Genomic DNA, 18,055 nt, shown 5'->3' on the forward strand with positions numbered 1-18,055 from the left:
TCTCATGCCTAAACATGCTTTCTCCTTAAAAATTTACTCCTTCACCGATCCAATCAATACCCCCTGTACAAAGAAGCGTTGAAGGAATGGGTAGACGATTAAAAGTGGTAAGGAAGAGACCATGATGACGGCATACTTTACTAAGCTGGCTGTTTTCACCTGCTCCACCAAGGACTCGATTTCCCCTGGTCCACCGCCACCTTCTTGGCTAATTTGTGCGACCACCAATATTTGCCTTAAGATCAGCTGTAATGGATATAACTTTTCGTTTGAAAGGTAAATCAACGCTGTAAAGTATTGATTCCATAAGCTGACCGCATGGAATAAGGCCATTACCGCAATAATTGGCATCGAGAGGGGAATGACTACTTTTCCAAAGATGTAGTAGTCCGAAGCCCCATCGATTTTGGCAGCTTCTACTAACTGGTCGGGAATGGTTTGTTGAAAGAATGTCCGCGCTACAAGAATCGACCATGCTCCAACGACACCTGGGATGACAATCGCCCAAATTGTGTCGATCATCCCCAAGGTTTTAATGACGAGATACGTCGGGATTAATCCACCATTAAACATCATCGTAAATAAAATGATCCATAAAATATATTTCTTCCCCATCACTTCTTTTCTTGATAAGGCATATGCACAAGGCAATAACACGATTAAGTGGATGATTGTGCCCACAATTGTATAAAAAATTGTATTCCGATACCCCAGCCAAATTGCATCATTTTGAAAGACCCGTTGATAGCCCGCAAAGGTGATATCGACCGGCCACAGCCACATTTTCCCTGTACTTACCGCTGCCGGGTCACTAATCGAGGCACTGATCACAAAAATAAGCGGATACACAATCACTAATGTTAAAAATCCGACCAAAATTTTATTAATCAAATCGAAGCTTTTATCCGATACACTTATATTCTTCATTTACGCTCCCCCCTTACCATAAGCTATTATCGCTGACTTTTTTCGCAATTTGATTCACCGTCACAAGCAGAATAATATTAATCACAGAATCGAATAGACCAACGGCCGCAGCGAAACTATATTGCCCTTCCAATAAACCTGTTTCATAGACAAATGTTTGGATAATATCAGATGTTTCCGAGTTCAAGGAGTTTTGCAAAAGCAACACTTTCTCAAATCCAACCGACATAAATTTCCCGATATTCAAAATAAAGAGAATTACAATCGTAGGTAAAATGGCTGGAATATTGATGTGGAGAATCCGTTGGAAACGTGTTGCTCCATCCACCTTCGCTGCTTCTAACAGTTCCGGATTCACCCCTGCAAGCGCCGCCAAATAAATAATCGACCCCCAGCCAAGACCTTGCCACTCACCAGACCATACATAGATATGTCTGAACCAATCTGGACTTGTCAAGAATTGAACGGAATTACCACCAAGCTTCTCAATCAAAATATTGACAATCCCGGTCGTCGGATCTAAAAAGGCAATAATCATCCCTACCACAACGACAACAGAAATAAAGTGCGGAGCATAGGTTAATGTTTGCGTCCACTTTTTAAAGGCTCCATTGCGCAACTCATTTAGCATCAAGGCAAAAACAATTGGTAGTGGAAATAAACATAATTGATATAAGCTGATAATCAAGGTGTTTTTTAATAACCGCCAAAAGTAATAGGAATTGAAAAAACGTTCAAAATGCTCAAAGCCTACCCATGGACTTCCGTTAATCCCCATCGTCGCAAAAAAGTCCTTAAAGGCAATCTGTACACCGTACATCGGGATATAATGAAAAATAACGAAAAAAGTTAATGCAGGTAATAGAAAGGTGTACAATTGCCAGCTTTTAAGAAAGTTTTTGCGGATGCGCGAAAAGCGACTTCCAGGCATGATGATTTTATGCTCAACCCCAGCGTTCTTCAAGTCCATAAAGAAACCTCCCTTTTATCGATAAAGTGAAAGGGTTGTGTCAAACAATCTCTTTCATTTGATACAACCCTAACCAATTATCTATACAATTTCCTTTTATTAATTATTCTTGTATCTTTCATAGGCTGATTCTTGAATTTCCAAGTAATCTTCCAACCCCATTGTTTCAATTTTTTTGACATATTCATCCCATTTTGCAAAAGGTTCATTGCCTGTAATAAATTTATCTTGCATTTCGTCTACATATTTATGAATATCAGCTTTTAAACCAGATAGTTTATTGTTTTCTTCTACGGTGTACGTAAACTCTGGCCACACTTCATCTAACATATTCGGTTCTAATTTTTCAGCAGCTTCAATAGAAGATGGTAAGCTTTCAGCTCCTTTAAAAGTTCCTTCCCGAACAATTCCTGGATAGCCGCCTCCAAGCCATGTAATATATTTTGACAATTCTTGTTCCATCGTTAATCCTTCAGAGCTGTTTGTAATCTTCTCTAGATACTGCAGATCGCCATTTTCGTTTACTTCAAAGGTTTCTCCTTCAATTCCCATAAAGAATAATTTCGCTCCTTCTTCACTATAGAAGTAATCCAACCATCTAAGTGTTTCAGGTATATGCTGATTTTCCTTCGTTACGACAAATCCACCCATATGGGCAAGTGGAGATGTTGCTTTGTTGTAGGTTTTTCCTGCTGGACCTTCAAGTGCTGGGAGTCCCACAAAGTTTTTCCCCATTTCTCCGTAAATCGTTTCTGCACTCGTAATAACCGTACTTCCATAGAGGCCGTCCGCTCCCATACTATAGCTTTGGTTCGCGTCAATTGTATATATATTTTCTTGAATTAGCCCTTCCGAATAAAGCTTGTTTAAAAACTCCAACTCTTCTTTATAGCCATCGGAAATAGGATAGAAACGTACTTTTCCTGTCTCCGGGTCTTCATCAATATAAGAATGTTTAACTCCTTTATTTCCAATCCCGAAAGCCCCTTTTAAGATATTGCGCAAATCTGAAATACTTGTCGCTCCATAAGGGACTTCATCTTGTTTTCCATTGCCATTAAGATCTGTTTCCTTCACTGCTTTTAAATAATTATAAAAATCATCAATCGTTTCAGGCATATCCATTTCTAGTTGCTCAAGCCAATCTTTACGAATCCATCCCTTTGAACCTAGAAGAACGGAAGTGAATTCAGGATCGTAAATAGTTGGTATTGCGTATATGTTGCCATCAGGAAAAGTAGCTCCCTTGCGAATTTCTGGATATTGCTCCAATAACTCTGATAAATTAGGCATATATTCTTCAATTAAGTCATTCATTTTCACAAAGATTTCTTGCTGACCATATTTCAATAAATCCTCATTCGGCATTGCCATTGTATAAAACACATCAGGCATTGTTCCCCCGGCTAATGCCAGATTTCTCTTCTCATCGCGCCCATCACTTGGCGATGTCGGAACTAACTCCCAATCGATATGAATATTACTCATTTCCTCAAAGGTCTTCCAAAGTAAGGTCTCATTATAATTCTCAGCAGATAAAGGTGATTTTCCAGCCATAAATTTAAGGGTAATCGGCTCATTTACAATCGGCATACCAGTGGCATTAAAATTCTCTAAATCATCCTCATTAATTTCAGGTGTTTCAGGACCAGAAGACTTATTATCACTACAAGCTGCCAAAATGAACATACATGATATCATTAGTAGGAATATGACTTTTTTGTTTTTCAAAGTTAGCCCCTCCAAGTATAGTAAAATATGGATCTGACATCTGCCTTATTTTTAATGTGATGACACCCCCTTTTAGACCCTCTTCAACGTTCTTCTCCATTCACTCTATCAACTATCTTTTAACTCTCTATGAATAGTGTGTAAAGCTCCAATGAAGAAATTTAAAACGCTTACATATTATTCAAAAACTATAAATTCCTTGTATTTATAGGCAAGCAGATCGGCTTCCCTATTGAGTTCACAACCTCTTACCTTTACTTACAAGTTTTATAGAAATTGAATTTTCAGACACCACTAGAAAACTGGCAAAATTTTAGGGTGGTTAATCTAATTTTCATCTTTTTTAAGTTGATTGTCAATATATTTTTTTAAAACATATGACTTAAATCCGAAATTACATTTTACTTCTTCGTTTTTTATAGTGAGTGACAGTATAAGTATATTAGAAGGAATAAAGATATTATTCCTTCTAGTTGTTAAATTTGATTTCTGTCACAATAGGAAGGTGATCAGACCCTTCTTGTTGGATGACATATGATTGTTTGTTCTGTACCCCCTTTGCAAAAATATAATCGAGTCGGGTTGTCGGAGCATCAGCCGGATAAGTTTGATTTGGTTCTATTTCGCCTAGGCAGTCTGTTAAATGAGTTTCCGCTAGTAAACTTTTTATGCCCTCATTGTCGGCGCCTGCGTTAAAATCCCCCATTAAAATCACTGGATCTTTTGCATCTACAATCAGTTCAATTAGCTTTTTGATTTGCTGTTGGCGGGTTTCTTCGTTTAATGAAAGATGCGTGTTTAAAATATGCATGAAAGCACCATCCACATTCAGAACTGCTTTTAACACCCCACGCGGCTCTTCATCTAATGTAGGAAGTGTAATATTTTCAGCCTTCACAATCGGGTATTTACTTAAAATCGCATTTCCATATTGGCTATTTGCAGTCTGTCCATTTATAGGAGGTTCATCGATATTTGCTCCATATGCAAAATGAAAGCCTAGTTGGTTAGCTAATGCCAGGCCTTGGTCCTGAAATTTGCTCCTTTCACCAAAAAAACGATCCACTTCTTGCAGACCAATAATGGTCGCCTCTGCCATTTTCATTACTTGTCCAATTCTTTCTGTGGATAACTGGTCATCTAATCCAACACCATGATGAATATTGTAGGACATACATTTCATCCATTTCACTTCCCTTTCTCATTCTGATTGATTAATAAAATTCGTTGAAAGGAATATTAAAAAAGTAGTTCATAACCAAACCTGCTGCAGATTTGGATTCATTGGGTGTTTCTGCTAATACAATAATTTTAACATTTTGACAAGAGTCAGGTATTAACTCTAGTATATCTTTTTTTAATAATGGAATCATCAGGTCGCCAATTTCATCCAAGAATCTACCAGTAAACAAGATATGTTCTGGATTAAATAGGGTAATTAAATTGGCAATCGCTTTTGCTATGGAGGTTTGGATTTTTTCAAAAATCTCCATGGCTGCTGGGTCGTTTGCGCGCACTGCCTGATTAAATTCCTCTAATGTAAAACCACCATTTCGCTTCAAGCCGCTAATCGAAGCAAATGTTGTTAAACATCCTTTTGCACCACAATGACAGGGGATGGCATCATTGCCTGTAAAAGCCTTATAATGCCCCAATTCTCCAGCAACATAATTGGCCCCGTGAAGCAGTTGCTTATTAATGACCATTGCACTGCCAATTCCATAATCAAATTTAAAAACCATGCTTTGCTCCGATAATGCGAGTTTCCCATTTAAACTTTCAACGATCGCCAGTAAATTAGCATCATTTTCCAAATAAATCGGAAGACCATAGCGATTCTCTAATTTCTCCTTTAAAGGGAAATCCCTCCATCTTAATCCAGGAGAATAAATAATTGTCCCTTTGCTCACGTCGACCAATCCTTGAACACTTAAGCCAATCCCTTTTAATCCTTCTTTTTTGGGGACCTGTTCAAGCAACTGATCAATGACTTTAAAAATATATTCCATTGGATGTTCTTCATGCTCATAACGAGGAACATATTCGGTTATTTCTTTTAATGTATTATTTTTAAAGTCCATCAAAGTGCCACGTACATATTTAATCGCCAGCTCAATCCCGATCGCATACATATTTGTACTATTAATAATGAGAGGGATCGGCCTTCTCCTGCCCCCATTTGATACTGGAGCAGTTTCTAAAATTAAATTTTCACTAAGTAATCGATTGACAATATTTGTAATCGTCTGTTGGGTAAGACCTGTTTTTCCAGCTAAATCAACTCGTGGAATAGGTCCTTCTATATAGATAAGACGTAATACCTTTTGTTGATTTATTTCTTTGATCATTTGACTGTTCGATACTTTTCCAAGCTTCATATTCCTGATCCTTTCTCTTTAAAAACGTTCTCATCTTTCCTACTTAGCAAAATAACTATCTCAACCAATCATCGGCTATCTCTAATATTAATCAAACTGATTGATTTAATCAATAGTCTATCATTTGTCGGAAATAAAACTTTTATCCAAATTCGACAAAAATATTAATAACTTGTTTATCTAAATGGAAGCTGGGTAAACATAAAATGCGCGCAGCATTAAAACAATTTTTCTAACAAGGAGAGGATTTTAATGACTGATCAAAACAAAATGAACAGAGAAGAAGCAGGACGTAAAGGCGGAGAAAAAACGCGCAAACAGCATAATAAGGAATTCTATCAAGAAATTGGTGAAATGGGTGGAGAAGCTACCGCCAAGAATCATGATAAAGAATTCTATCAAGACATCGGACAAAAAGGTGGAGAAGCCACTGCCGAGAACCATGATAAGGAATTCTACCAAGAAATTGGTGAAAAAGGCGGGGAAGCTACTGCCAAAAATCATGATAAAGAATTCTATCAAGAAATTGGTGAAAAAGGTGGAGAAGCTACCGCCAAGAATCATGATAAGGAATTCTATCGCGATATCGGGCAAAAGGGCGGAGAAGCTCGCCATAACAATAACAGAAAATAATTCAAAAAACCTCCAGGCTTTATAGGTCTGGAGGTTTTTCGTTCATCTAGTATAATGTTGATTCTAAAAAATCCTGATTTATCTGATAAAATACATCTTTTAGATTTTCTTTTCCACCCATTTTTTTATACCAATCTTGAACACGTGCTACATGTTCTTGGTCTCCTCTTACCTTTGCTTCTATCTTTTCATATTCTTCCAAACTATCATATTCCCAAATAGCCATAATTTCTACTTCGTTTTCTTTTTCAGTCGTCATCCATCGCCCGACTAGCCGTGCCCCGTATTTCAGCTGTGCCGGTAATAACGTCTGTTTAAAATGTCGATTAAATTCTTTCACAATCTGTGGATTTACATTATACTTTTTTCTTCGGTAAATCATGAAACCTCCCCTATTCAAATTGAAAATAAGATTTTGCATTATGGTACGCGATGCCTTGAACAATTCCCCCTAAGAACTTGATATCATGAGGAACTTCTCCCTTTTCAACCCACTCGCCGATAAAGTTACAAACGATTCTTCGAAAATATTCATGCCGTGTATAGGATAGGAAGCTGCGTGAATCAGTTAGCATTCCGATAAAACGGCTAAATACACCCATATCCGCTAAAATTTGCATTTGATTCAACATGCCTGCTTTTGTATCATTAAACCACCAAGCTGTTCCAAATTGAATTTTCCCAGGGATTCCCCCACCTTGAAAACTACCAATCATCGCGGCAATCGTCGGAAAATCATTCGGATTTAGCGAATACAAAATGGTCTTAGGCAAGGCATTTTCTTTTTCCAATGCATTTAATAGCCCTACTAATGGCTTGGCAATTCCTTCATCATTCATGGAGTCAAAACCAGTATCTGGACCAAGTTCCTCTAGCATTCTCGTATTGTTATTTCTTAGAGCATTAATATGATATTGCATAGCCCAATCATATTTTGCGTATAATTTCCCGAGAAATTTCAGTGTGTAACTTTTATATTTTTTCTCACCCTCAAGGGTAACTTTCTTACCGTCCAAAGCCTCTTTGAAAAAGATCGATGCTTCCTCTTTGGTTGTTCTGGTAAACATCATCGAATCAAGCGCATGATCAGAAACTTTGCAGCCAACTGATTGAAAAAAGTCCACCCTTTCTTCAAGTGCCTGCAGGAAATCCTCATATGAATGAATTTGCGTTCCCGAAACATCTTCGAGCTTTTTCACCCAAGCTTGAAAGCCATCTCGGTTAATTTCTAACCCTTTATCAGGACGGAAACTCGGTAGAACGGATACTTCGAAACTGGTATCCTCTTTTATTTTCTGATGGTATTCTAATGTGTCTATTGGATCATCGGTTGTACAAACCACTCTCACATTCGACTTTATAATAAAGTCTCGTGCACCAAAACCCTCACCATTCAAATGACTATTCACTTTTTCCCAAATAGTAGGGGCTGTCTCCTCATTCAAGAGATCGTAAATGCCGAAAAATCTTTGCAATTCTAAATGGGCCCAATTATATAAAGGATTGCCGATTAACATTGGAACTGTTTTCGCCCAAGCTAGAAATTTATCATAATCGCTTGCATCCCCAGTAATAAACTTTTCCTCAATCCCATTTGCGCGCAATGTCCGCCATTTATAATGATCCCCATACAACCAGATGTCGGTAATATTCTTAAATTGCTTATTTTCATAGATTTCCTGTGGACTTAAATGGCAGTGGTAGTCAATAATCGGCATATCTTTGGCATACTCATGGTACAGTTGAACCGCTACATCATTTTCTAATAAAAAATTTCCATTCATAAATTCTTTCATGTTCACACCAGCTTTCTTTCATTTTAGAGGATGTTCAAAAAGTCCAGTAAAAATGATACTGCGAGATTGGTGATCTCCAACTATGTACGGCACGCCCTGTGTCGAAGTCAGCTCAGCCTCGAACTTGCAACGTCAGGGGAGCGTAGTCACCGAAATTTGGTCCTTTTTGAATTCGCACTTTTTACATTCATTTCCGTCCTAGCTTACAATCCCAATAAATCAACATGTTTACCAATATGGCTTACAAGCGCTTCCCGATAAACGTCTTCATTTTGTTGTAATACATCAAAAAATTCATCTTTAAATAAAAACTCATCCTGATCATCTTTTGCTGTGAGAAGAATCCCATAGGTCACATGAAATAACTGACGGGCGGCCTCATGATTCATATAGTCGGCAAGCTTTTCATCTGCAACTTGCTCAAGTGGAGTAATGCTGTTTAAATTTGGGGTCACATGATAATAAGCCAATGCCTCTTCAAAATGATCCAAGGCATATTTATGCATACGGCGATAAAGGCTTGGATTCGTATTAGCCACCACTCTGATTGCTTCTAACCAGTTCGTTCCAGCCGTTTTAATATGAAGGACCCCTTTCGTATATTTGGCGATAATTGGGAATACCTTAAATTTATCACTACCAGAATGAATACTTAGCTTATATCCGAAATGCTCCGCAATCAAGGCATGCTCGCTTAATTCACGCTCAAATTGTTCAATATCGCCAATATAATCGATGCCTTTTTGGAATTCTCCACAAAATCTTGGTGCCAAGCTTGTTACGCTAACACCCCTACGCTGTAGTTCATTGGCAACGAAAAAGTGAGCCTGCGGGGAGGTGATGGTCTCTGTTTCATCAATAGAAATTTCAAAATCAATCGGACGATCTGATTCATTAATGTAAGTATCATAGACATGTGCCATAAAATTTAGAGCTTTCGCATACTGTAAAACATTTTTCATGACATTTATTTTATCAAACTGAATCGAAAGACCATTCACAGAAAAGGTTTTATTGGTATATTCATTTTGAAAATAAGCCTTTGCTTCAGCATCTACTTGATTAAATGCCTTCTCCAATTCCTCTGATGATAGTGATTCAATTTGTTTAGGGATATGATCGGAACAATCTAGCGTCAACATAGATACCCCTAATGACAAGGCATATTCTATATCCTTCTCTTCTTTAATATGATCACCATCAGCCCCATATCCATCCTTATATCCTTCTTGAAAAACAGCAAAGCTTGCGGCATCTAACATATCGTTCATTGTTCTATTTAAAAGCGTTAATTCACGAATACTTTGTTGAGCAAGAATGGGTTTGATATTTCGATTGTTAACGGTTTCAATATGTCCCGGCGAAGCCAAGCCTAAACGGTCCCCTAATCCCATTGTAGCCGTTTTCGTACCAAATGCACGTGGAACGGTATAATCGAAATATCGATTTAAGACTAAACGATTTTCATGAGTAAGTGGACAAACTTTTTTACCATCAGTTAAAATCATTCCTTGAAGATCATTAAAAATAACCCCTTCACCGACTGCCAGTAACCACTTGCCCTCTTGATCATGCACCATTAGTAACCGAGTGCCGTCTTGTTCTACATAGGAATGAGTATAGATTTTCGTAGAAGAGGATACCGGAACTTCTCCTTTTTCTAAATCATTCATTAATTCCAATAAATGTACCTTTTGATCTACTAAGTGTGTCATTTGACCGAACTCCTTTCAAAAATATGAAAATAGGTTTGATTTGATAACGATTACAAATCGATGGATAATTTATAACAACGTTGTTATAATAATAGTAAATCATTTTCTTTTCTAGAACAACCTATTTCCGTCATTTTCCTCAGAAAAGTTTAAACGCCGGATAAACGGCTTAGCGCACCAGCAATGTAAAGAGCACGAATCTATGATACATTAATAAAGTGAGACTCCAATCAGGAGGATTACTGTCCGATAAAAATAAGATTTTTCAGGTGATGTTATGAGTATAACGATCAAGGATATCGCTCAACTAGCAGGCGTTAGTTATTCAACAGTCTCCAAAGCATTGAATAATAGTCCTTTAGTGAAAAAGAATACGAAAGATAAAATAATTGCAATTGCTCAAGAAATGGGCTATGAACCGAACTTTGCCGCCCAACGTCTTGTTTCGAAACGAACAAAACTGGTCGGTTTAATTTGGCCTACAATTGAAAGAGTCGTGTTAGCAACTTTAGTAACCAAAATTAGTGATGAAATTCGTAAAACTGCTTATTCCATGATTCTATCTGTCGATCCAATTGAAGCCTCCCTAGAAACTTTTCGCAAGTTTCAAGTTGATGGGATTATTTTATTTGAGGAAGAGGATGATAGAGAGATTGAAACCCATCCAATCCCCTTGCTTACTTACGGGGTTTCAAGAGAAACAGTCTCTCCCTATCCAATTATTGATGCAAATCATGGACAAGCAATGCATGATGCGATTCAGTATTTATATGAGTTAGGCCATAGAAAAATCGCTTATATTGGCGACATCTCTGTAAACGATCCGATGCAAATAGCCAAATACAATGGCTTCATCCAAGCTGTCAAAAAGTATAAGATTCCGCTCGATCCCCATTATCTCGTAAATACAGAAGGATTAGATTGGTATAATGGCTACTCTGCTGTAAAAAAACTGATCATTGCTCCCTCTCTTCCTACGGCAATTGTTGGTGGAAGTTATGATATTAGCAGCGGAATTATCAGAGGACTGAAGGAAAATCAACTCGATATACCGAATGATATTTCGATTATTAGTTATGATAATATCCCGCAAATGGCGAATCTTGAAATTCCGTTAACTGCGATTGGTGTCCCGGTTGATCAATTAGCAAAGGAAATTGTCCATACTGTGATCGAACAAATTGAAAAACAGGACATCGAACCAAAAATCAAAAAATTACAGCCCATCCTGCACGAAAGAGCTTCATGCAAAGCAATTGAAGCATGATTTTTTTGGGGAAGATTTGAGTCTTTCCCTTGAAATTGTTCTGAAAATTCTTTACTATGGAACTATTATTATATAAGAAAGGAAAGATACAATGCATGATAAACCCAGAAAATCTAGAGAATTACTTGTTTTACAGTCTTTACTTCCACGCATGAAGCTATCATTGGAGGAAAAACAGCATGTGGACAACCTTGAAAAAGGATACAACGGTGAAATGGCCTTTTATCAGCAATTAAATAAGACTCCTCTTAAAAACCAAATAATTCTCTACGATTTATTACTACCAAGCAATAAAACGGAGTTTCAATTAGATAGCCTTTTTATCGAAAAAAATAAGATTTATCTTTTTGAAATCAAAAATTACGAAGGTGATTTTTATATTCAACAAGACAATTGGTACGTCGCTTCCAACGGAAAAGAAATTAGAAACCCCCTCTCGCAACTAAAAAGAAGCGAATTTTCACTTCGACAACTTCTCCATAAATGGGGGTACACCATTTCTATTGAACCCTATGTCATCTTCATTAATCCCGAATTCACCTTGTATCAAGCGCCCCTGCATCAACCCATCATATTTCCAACCCAACTAAATCGTTTTTTAAAGAAATTGCTAGCTTCCAACCTCGAAATCACACAAAATCAGAAATCCTTATCAGAGAAATTCGCTACGCATCATATAGAGAATTCATCATATGAACAGTTACCTGAGTATGAATACGATCAATTACGAAAAGGCATGACTTGCTCATGCTGTAAAAACTTCCTAACCGTCAAAACGTTTCACATACTTTTATGCGAGCATTGCTACCGAGAGATAAAAGCGGAAACAGCTGTCATCGAACACATAGCGGAATTTCATTTACTGTTCCCCGAAAGAAAAATCACTACAAAATCCATTTATGAATGGTGTGGGGGGATTCTATCTAAGAAAATAATTAGAAGAATCTTAACAGAAAATTTCATTTTTATTGACAGAGGGGGATTTTCTTACTATCTTCTAAAAAAATAATAGTATGGGCAATTTCATTATTTAAAATAACCAATTAATCAGAACCAGCCACTATCTACATTGTCTTCCTTTTCTCAGATTGGATTGATTCCCGGGAGGGCCACTGACTTTGCCGTTACCCTTTTCTTGGGTTGGCTCCATTTCGGGCACGGCCACTGACTTCGCCGTTACTCTTTTCTTAGGTTGGATTCATTTCGGGCACGGCCAATGACTTCGCCGTTACCCTTTTCTTGGGTTGGCTCCATTTCGGGCACGGCCATGAGCTTCGCCGTTACCCTTTTCTTGGGTTGGCTCCATTTCGGGCACGGCCATGAGCTGCGCCGTTACTCTTTTCTTAGGTTGGCTCCATTTCGGGCACGGCCACTGACTTCGCCGTTACTCTTTTCTTAGGTTGGATTCATTTCGGGCACGGCCACTGACTTTGCCGTTACTCTTTTCTTAGGTTGGCTCCATTTCGGGGAGGGCCAATGACTTCGCCGTTTCCCTTTTCTTGGGTTGGCTCCATTTCGGGGACGGCCACTCGCTTCGCCGTTACTCTTTTCTTAGGCTGGATTCATTTCGGGCACGGCCAATGACTTCGCCGTTACTCTTTTCTTGGATTGACTTCATTTCGGGCACGGCCATGAGCTGCGCCGTTACCTTTTTCTTAGGTTGGATTCATTTCGGGCACGGCCACTCGCTTCGCCGTTTCCCTTTTCTTGGGTTGGCTCCATTTCGGGCACGGCCACTCGCTTCGCCGTTTCCCTTTTCTTGAGTTGGCTCCATTTCGGGCACGGCCACTCGCTGCGCCGTTACTCTTTTCTTAGGTTGGCTCCATTTCGGGCACGGCCACTCGCTTCGCCGTTACTCTTTTCTTAGGTTGGCTCCATTTCGGGCACGGCCACTGACTTCGCCGTTACTCTTTTCTTAAGTTGGATTCATTGCGGGGACGGCCACTGACTTCGCCGTTACCCTTTTCTTGGGTTGGATTCATTGCGGGGACGGCCACTGACTTCGCCGTTTCCCTTTTCTTGGGTTGGCTCCATTTCGGGCACGGCCACTCGCTTCGCCGTTACCTTTTTCTTGGATTGACTTCATTTCGGGGACAGCCAAATTTGCCTAGTCCTTTACGAGATCTATGTAACTTGCTATCTAACCATTTTTCATTCTTTAACATTCGTTCGGGCATATGGACACCTTTTCTACATTAAAAATCTTGAGAATCGAATGGATTCTCAAGATTTAGTATAATTTTATAGAAAGTACATATAGATTTCCTTATCAGGAAACCATTCAAAGCCTAACCCTTCATATAATTGACGGGCCTTTCTATTATTTGTCCCCGTGTTAAGTTGAAGCCTATTTGCTTGATGAAGTTCTGCCCATACTTTCGCCTTATTAATAAGAGCCTTCGCCACACCTTTTTTCCTGTGGTCATGGCGGACATATAGGTCCTGAATCCGTAAAAATGGTTTTCCTACCCTTGTCGAGAAGCTCCAATTGACAGCGATAAATCCGACAAAATCTGTTTCTTTTTTGGCCATGAAAAAATCGGCGCTTGGGAAATCTAATAAGCAAGCTAGGTTATTCCTACAGCTCTCTAGCTGTTCTTTTCCCCATTCATCGTTGGAATACATATAATCCGCTAAAAGTTGACTTGCTTCAGTAAGTAAATCTGACTCCAGCTTGATTATCTCTATTCTGGACAACTCAACACCTCCTAAAAAATAGCTTAGTCCCTTCCCCCTCTCACCATTCGATCAATCAACACCGCATTATAGGCACCACCAAAGCCGTTATCAATATTGACGACGCTGATCCCGGAGGCACACGAGTTGAGCATGGTTAATAAGGCGGATAGGCCGCCGAAATTGGCGCCATAGCCAATGCTGGTTGGGACGGCTAAAACAGGGTGGGAAACGAGACCACCGACTACGCTTGGTAGTGCCCCCTCCATTCCAGCAACAACGATTGACACCGTTGCATGTTGAATGTCTTCAATTTGGTCAAATAGGCGGTGGATGCCCGCCACACCGACATCGTAAATTCGTTTTACATTACTTCCTAATACTTCTGCCGTGACTGCTGCTTCTTCCGCAACAGGAAGATCCGAAGTGCCTGCACAAATCACGGATATATAGCCTGATCTTCGATTTTTTGACTCATGTTGATAAGATAGAATCCGAGCGATCTCATGATACCCCAGTTCCGGATATTCTTGTAAAATCACTACCGCCTTTTCTTTTGATATCCGAGTAATTAAAACATCTTCTTTTTTAGCTAAAATGGCTTTCAAAATGGCGAGGATTTGATCTGGAGTCTTTCCTTCCCCATATATAATTTCCGGAATGCCTTGTCGCTTTTTCCGATGGTGATCTACCTTCGCAAATCCCAGGTTTTCATAAGTGGCTAATTGAGCTTTTGCCTCTTCCACCGTTAATTGCCCATCTCGTACTTGTTGTAATATTTTTTCCATTGATGCCCACACCTTCAAATAAAATAAGCCTGTAAATCGTTTGCCAAACGTTCATATTTTTTAAAGATATATTTATATTGTTCATGTCGAGTAAGATTTGGCTGAACCACTTTTCCAGCTGGCAGATTATCTTTAATCTTTTCAAAAGAGTCTACTTTTTCAATGCCGACAAGAGCTGTCCATGCAGCCCCCCAAGCAGCACTGTAAGGTGTATCTGAGAGATGTATCTCTTGAGCGAAGACATCTGCTAAGATCTGCACCCATAACGATGATTTGGTTAATCCCCCATTGACACAAATTTTCTTTGGAGGTCCAGCTAGTTTCTCTAGAGACTGTCCTATTTGAAAAAGATTCAGGACAATTCCTTCTAAGACTGCACGAACTAAATGTGCACGTGTATGTCCAATTGTAAATCCGTAAAAATTCCCCTTTGCCCGTTGGTTCCATAATGGCGCCCTTTCTCCATTAATATAAGGGTGAAAAATAAGTCCTTCTGCCCCAACAGCAATTGCTTCCGCCTCACGTAAAAGATCCTCTAAAGGTCCTTTATAATCTAGAAGATCTTTTAACCATTGTAAGGTGATGCCGCCGTTATTCGTCGCCCCACCGATAATCGAACTATTTTTCGTAAAAAGATATGTAAATGTTTCTTCTGATTCATTTACTGCAGCACCGCTAATAAATTGGCGAATCGCTCCACTTGTCCCAGCTGAGATGGCTACTTCTCCTGGTGAAATCGCCCCATCTCCAAGATTTGCAAGTTGTCCATCTGCCGCTCCGATTACAAATGGTAAATCGTCAGCAACACCGATTTCATCGGCAATTTCTTTTTTTAGATGAGGTAAGCGTGTTGTTGGAGATACAATCTTAGAAAGCTGTTCTCTTCTTATTCCAACTAACTCAAGTGCTTCCTCTTCCCATGCGACATTTTCAATGTTCAGTAAACCTGTTGCGGAGGCCATAGAATAATCTATAATCCGCTCTCCAAACCATTTCTCGATAAGATATTCCTGCATGGAAATATAATATGCCGCCTTCTGATAGGCTTCGTCTTCTGTTTCCTTCATCCATAATAGTTTTAAAAAAGGGGTCATTGGATGGATTGGTGCACCTGTTTTTAAAAAGAGTTGCTTACCACTTCCCTTTTTCAATTGTTCAGCCTGACGACTACTTCTCCCATCAGACCAAATGATCATCTTTGATAATGGCTGATAGCTCTCGTCCACACATATCAATGAATGCATTGCACAGGAAAAGCCAACAGCGACTAGACGATCTTTGGCAATCTTTCCTTTTTCAATCACTTCTTTAAGCGTAAAACGCGCAGATTCTTCAATTTCATCGGGGTCTTGCTCGGCCCAGTCAGCGCTCGGATAATAAAAAGTATTCAATCTTTCTGCTTCAGCAATGAACTGTCCCTTCGTATCAAATAATACAGCCTTTACACTGGTTGTCCCAAGGTCTATCCCAATCACATATTCCTTTTGCATACATTCACACATCCCTTAGCTTGTTTCTTTTTAAAAATGAAAGAGAGGAGATTTTTCATCTCCCCTAACACCAATATACGCTAAACCAATACTTTATTCATACTTCCACTTTTGTAACCATTCAAATCCATTGTAATATATTTATAACCAAAATCTTGTAGTTTCTTGGCGATTTTCGCATGATTATTTAGCAAAATATACATATCTCGCGGTTCAACTTCTACTCTAGCAATATCTTCATGAGTTCGAACACGCACTTGGCGAATGCCTAAGCTTTGAATATAGGCTTCTGATTTCTCTACCTTTGTTAGCTTCGCTTGTGTGATTGTTTCACCATAAGAAATCCGCGAAGACAAACAAGCAAAGGATGGTTTATCCCATGTTGGCAGGTCCAGCTCCTTCGATAGAATCCTTATTTCTTCTTTAAATAAATTCGCTTCCTGTAATGGTCCGCGCACACCTTTTTCTTTCGCTGCTTTCATACCTGGCCGGAATTCATTCAAATCATCTGCAATCACGCCATAGACAACATTTTGGAAGCCTTTCTCCTCCATAATTGGAATTAAATGCTCAAACAAACTATTTTTACAAAAGTAACAACGATTGCGATCGTTCTCGGTGTAACCAGGAATCGCTAACTCTGAAGTTTCCACAACCATATGACGAGACCCGATTCCCTTTGCCAATTCTTTCGCTTCTAGCAATTCCTTCGTCGGATAAGTTTCTGAATCGGCCGTCACGGCCAGAACACGGTCTTTTCCTAAAGTATCGACAGCCATTTTTAATAAAAAGGTACTGTCCACACCACCAGAAAAAGCGACGACGACTTTATTCATTTCTCGGAGAATGGATGTCAGTTTTTCAACTTTTTCCTCTAGCAAAATACGATCTCCTTTCAAAATCATATTAGATTGTCATACTACCAAAACCGCCATCAACCCTGATAAATGTTCCAGTTACAAAACCAGAAGCGCGGTCAGAGGCTAAGTAAACGGCCGCTCCTTGTAGTTCTTCCGGTTCGCCGAAACGTTTCATTGGCGTATGGCCCATAATCGACTCCACTCGCTCGTCACTTAAAATTTTCCGATTCTGCTCCGCTGGGAAGAACCCTGGAATAAGCGCATTTACCCGTATACCATGAGGCGCAAATTCTCTTGCCAAAAATTGAGTTATGCTATCTACCCCAGCTTTGGATGCAGAGTATGTAAATACTTTCGATAACGGGGGCCCGGATGAAACTGAGGAAATATTGATAATGCTGCCTTTCCGCTCTTGCTCCATCATTCGCTTGGCAAAATGCTGAATCGTAAATACGAGTCCTTTCAGATTCACATCCATAATATCGTCCCACTCGTCCACCTCTAAATCAAAAAAAGGCGTTGGGCTATTTTTACCTGGAGCATTTAATAAAATATCGTAGCCTCCTGCCCATTCTTCAATCTCGTCTGCTACTTTTTTCACCGTATCTAATTCACTCACATCAGCCTGAAAAGCTTTTGCTTCCCCACCATTTTCTACAATCTCCCGCACAACGTTCTCAGCTGATTCCATGTTTCTGCCAACAATTGCAACCTTTGCTCCATGTTCAGCTAAACCTTTAGCAATCGAACCACCTAGAACGCTATTGCCGCCAATCGCTACTGCCACCTTACCAGTTAGATCAAACAATGCACTCATTTTCTTC

16 protein-coding genes are annotated in these 18,055 nt (G+C 39.3%); 3 read left to right on the forward strand and 13 right to left on the reverse strand.

Translation table 11 applies throughout. From position 1 onward, the window contains the following. Positions 1-33 precede the first annotated feature (33 nt). The 5 genes from IPU53_RS09965 to IPU53_RS09985 form a co-directional block, all read right to left on the reverse strand. A complete protein-coding gene (locus IPU53_RS09965; protein ID WP_207450325.1) occupies positions 34-927 on the reverse strand; it encodes a carbohydrate ABC transporter permease in 894 nt (297 codons plus the stop codon). A 13-nt stretch (positions 928-940) separates the two neighbouring features. Beyond that, entirely contained in the window at positions 941-1,858 is a 918-nt protein-coding gene (locus IPU53_RS09970; protein ID WP_207450420.1) for an ABC transporter permease, read from the reverse strand. 138 nt (positions 1,859-1,996) lie between these two features. Next, the gene (locus tag IPU53_RS09975; RefSeq protein WP_207450327.1) at positions 1,997-3,628 is read right to left on the reverse strand and encodes an extracellular solute-binding protein; all 1,632 of its coding nucleotides are present in this window, start codon (positions 3,626-3,628) and stop codon (positions 1,997-1,999) included. A 469-nt stretch (positions 3,629-4,097) separates the two neighbouring features. Beyond that, entirely contained in the window at positions 4,098-4,802 is a 705-nt protein-coding gene (locus tag IPU53_RS09980) for an endonuclease/exonuclease/phosphatase family protein (RefSeq protein WP_207450329.1), read from the reverse strand. A gap of 40 nt (positions 4,803-4,842) precedes the next feature. Then, complete coding sequence (locus tag IPU53_RS09985) at positions 4,843-6,006, reverse strand: ROK family transcriptional regulator (protein ID WP_207450332.1); 1,164 nt, start codon at positions 6,004-6,006, stop codon at positions 4,843-4,845. A gap of 252 nt (positions 6,007-6,258) precedes the next feature. Between IPU53_RS09985 and gsiB the strand changes: the two genes are divergently transcribed. Next, positions 6,259-6,639 (forward strand): KGG domain-containing protein, encoded by a 381-nt coding sequence (gene gsiB, locus IPU53_RS09990; protein WP_207450334.1) that lies wholly within the window; start codon positions 6,259-6,261, stop codon positions 6,637-6,639. Between the two features lie 46 nt (positions 6,640-6,685). On the opposite strand, the gene IPU53_RS09995 is transcribed toward gsiB, so the two are convergent. From IPU53_RS09995 to IPU53_RS10005, 3 genes are all read right to left on the reverse strand, one after another. Continuing rightward, complete coding sequence (locus IPU53_RS09995; RefSeq protein ID WP_207450336.1) at positions 6,686-7,021, reverse strand: NIPSNAP family protein; 336 nt, start codon at positions 7,019-7,021, stop codon at positions 6,686-6,688. A 10-nt stretch (positions 7,022-7,031) separates the two neighbouring features. After that, positions 7,032-8,435 (reverse strand): glucuronate isomerase, encoded by a 1,404-nt coding sequence (gene uxaC / locus IPU53_RS10000; RefSeq protein ID WP_207450337.1) that lies wholly within the window; start codon positions 8,433-8,435, stop codon positions 7,032-7,034. 203 nt (positions 8,436-8,638) lie between these two features. Beyond that, on the reverse strand, positions 8,639-10,150 hold the full coding sequence (locus tag IPU53_RS10005) for a tagaturonate epimerase family protein (protein WP_242698207.1): 1,512 nt from the start codon (positions 10,148-10,150) through the stop codon (positions 8,639-8,641). A gap of 277 nt (positions 10,151-10,427) precedes the next feature. Here IPU53_RS10005 and IPU53_RS10010 point away from each other — a divergent pair, with 277 nt between their 5' ends. Next, entirely contained in the window at positions 10,428-11,417 is a 990-nt protein-coding gene (locus tag IPU53_RS10010; protein WP_207450339.1) for a LacI family DNA-binding transcriptional regulator, read from the forward strand. Positions 11,418-11,508: 91 nt separating this feature from the next. Then, positions 11,509-12,426 carry a nuclease-related domain-containing protein gene (locus IPU53_RS10015; protein WP_207450341.1) on the forward strand — a complete coding sequence of 306 codons (918 nt, stop codon included), beginning with the start codon at positions 11,509-11,511 and terminating at the stop codon, positions 12,424-12,426. A 1,232-nt stretch (positions 12,427-13,658) separates the two neighbouring features. On the opposite strand, the gene IPU53_RS10020 is transcribed toward IPU53_RS10015, so the two are convergent. From IPU53_RS10020 to IPU53_RS10040, 5 genes are all read right to left on the reverse strand, one after another. Next, complete coding sequence (locus IPU53_RS10020; RefSeq protein ID WP_207450343.1) at positions 13,659-14,114, reverse strand: GNAT family N-acetyltransferase; 456 nt, start codon at positions 14,112-14,114, stop codon at positions 13,659-13,661. A 23-nt stretch (positions 14,115-14,137) separates the two neighbouring features. Continuing rightward, entirely contained in the window at positions 14,138-14,881 is a 744-nt protein-coding gene (larB, locus tag IPU53_RS10025; RefSeq protein ID WP_207450345.1) for a nickel pincer cofactor biosynthesis protein LarB, read from the reverse strand. Positions 14,882-14,895: 14 nt separating this feature from the next. Beyond that, complete coding sequence (locus IPU53_RS10030; RefSeq protein WP_207450347.1) at positions 14,896-16,371, reverse strand: gluconokinase; 1,476 nt, start codon at positions 16,369-16,371, stop codon at positions 14,896-14,898. Positions 16,372-16,451: 80 nt separating this feature from the next. Then, positions 16,452-17,252 (reverse strand): ATP-dependent sacrificial sulfur transferase LarE, encoded by an 801-nt coding sequence (larE, locus tag IPU53_RS10035; RefSeq protein ID WP_207450349.1) that lies wholly within the window; start codon positions 17,250-17,252, stop codon positions 16,452-16,454. 25 nt (positions 17,253-17,277) lie between these two features. Then, the gene (locus tag IPU53_RS10040) at positions 17,278-18,048 is read right to left on the reverse strand and encodes an SDR family oxidoreductase (protein WP_207450351.1); all 771 of its coding nucleotides are present in this window, start codon (positions 18,046-18,048) and stop codon (positions 17,278-17,280) included. Positions 18,049-18,055: the final 7 nt, after the last annotated feature.

Source organism: Bacillus sp. SD088 (assembly GCF_017355205.1).
GTDB lineage: Bacteria > Bacillota > Bacilli > Bacillales > Bacillaceae_C > Lederbergia.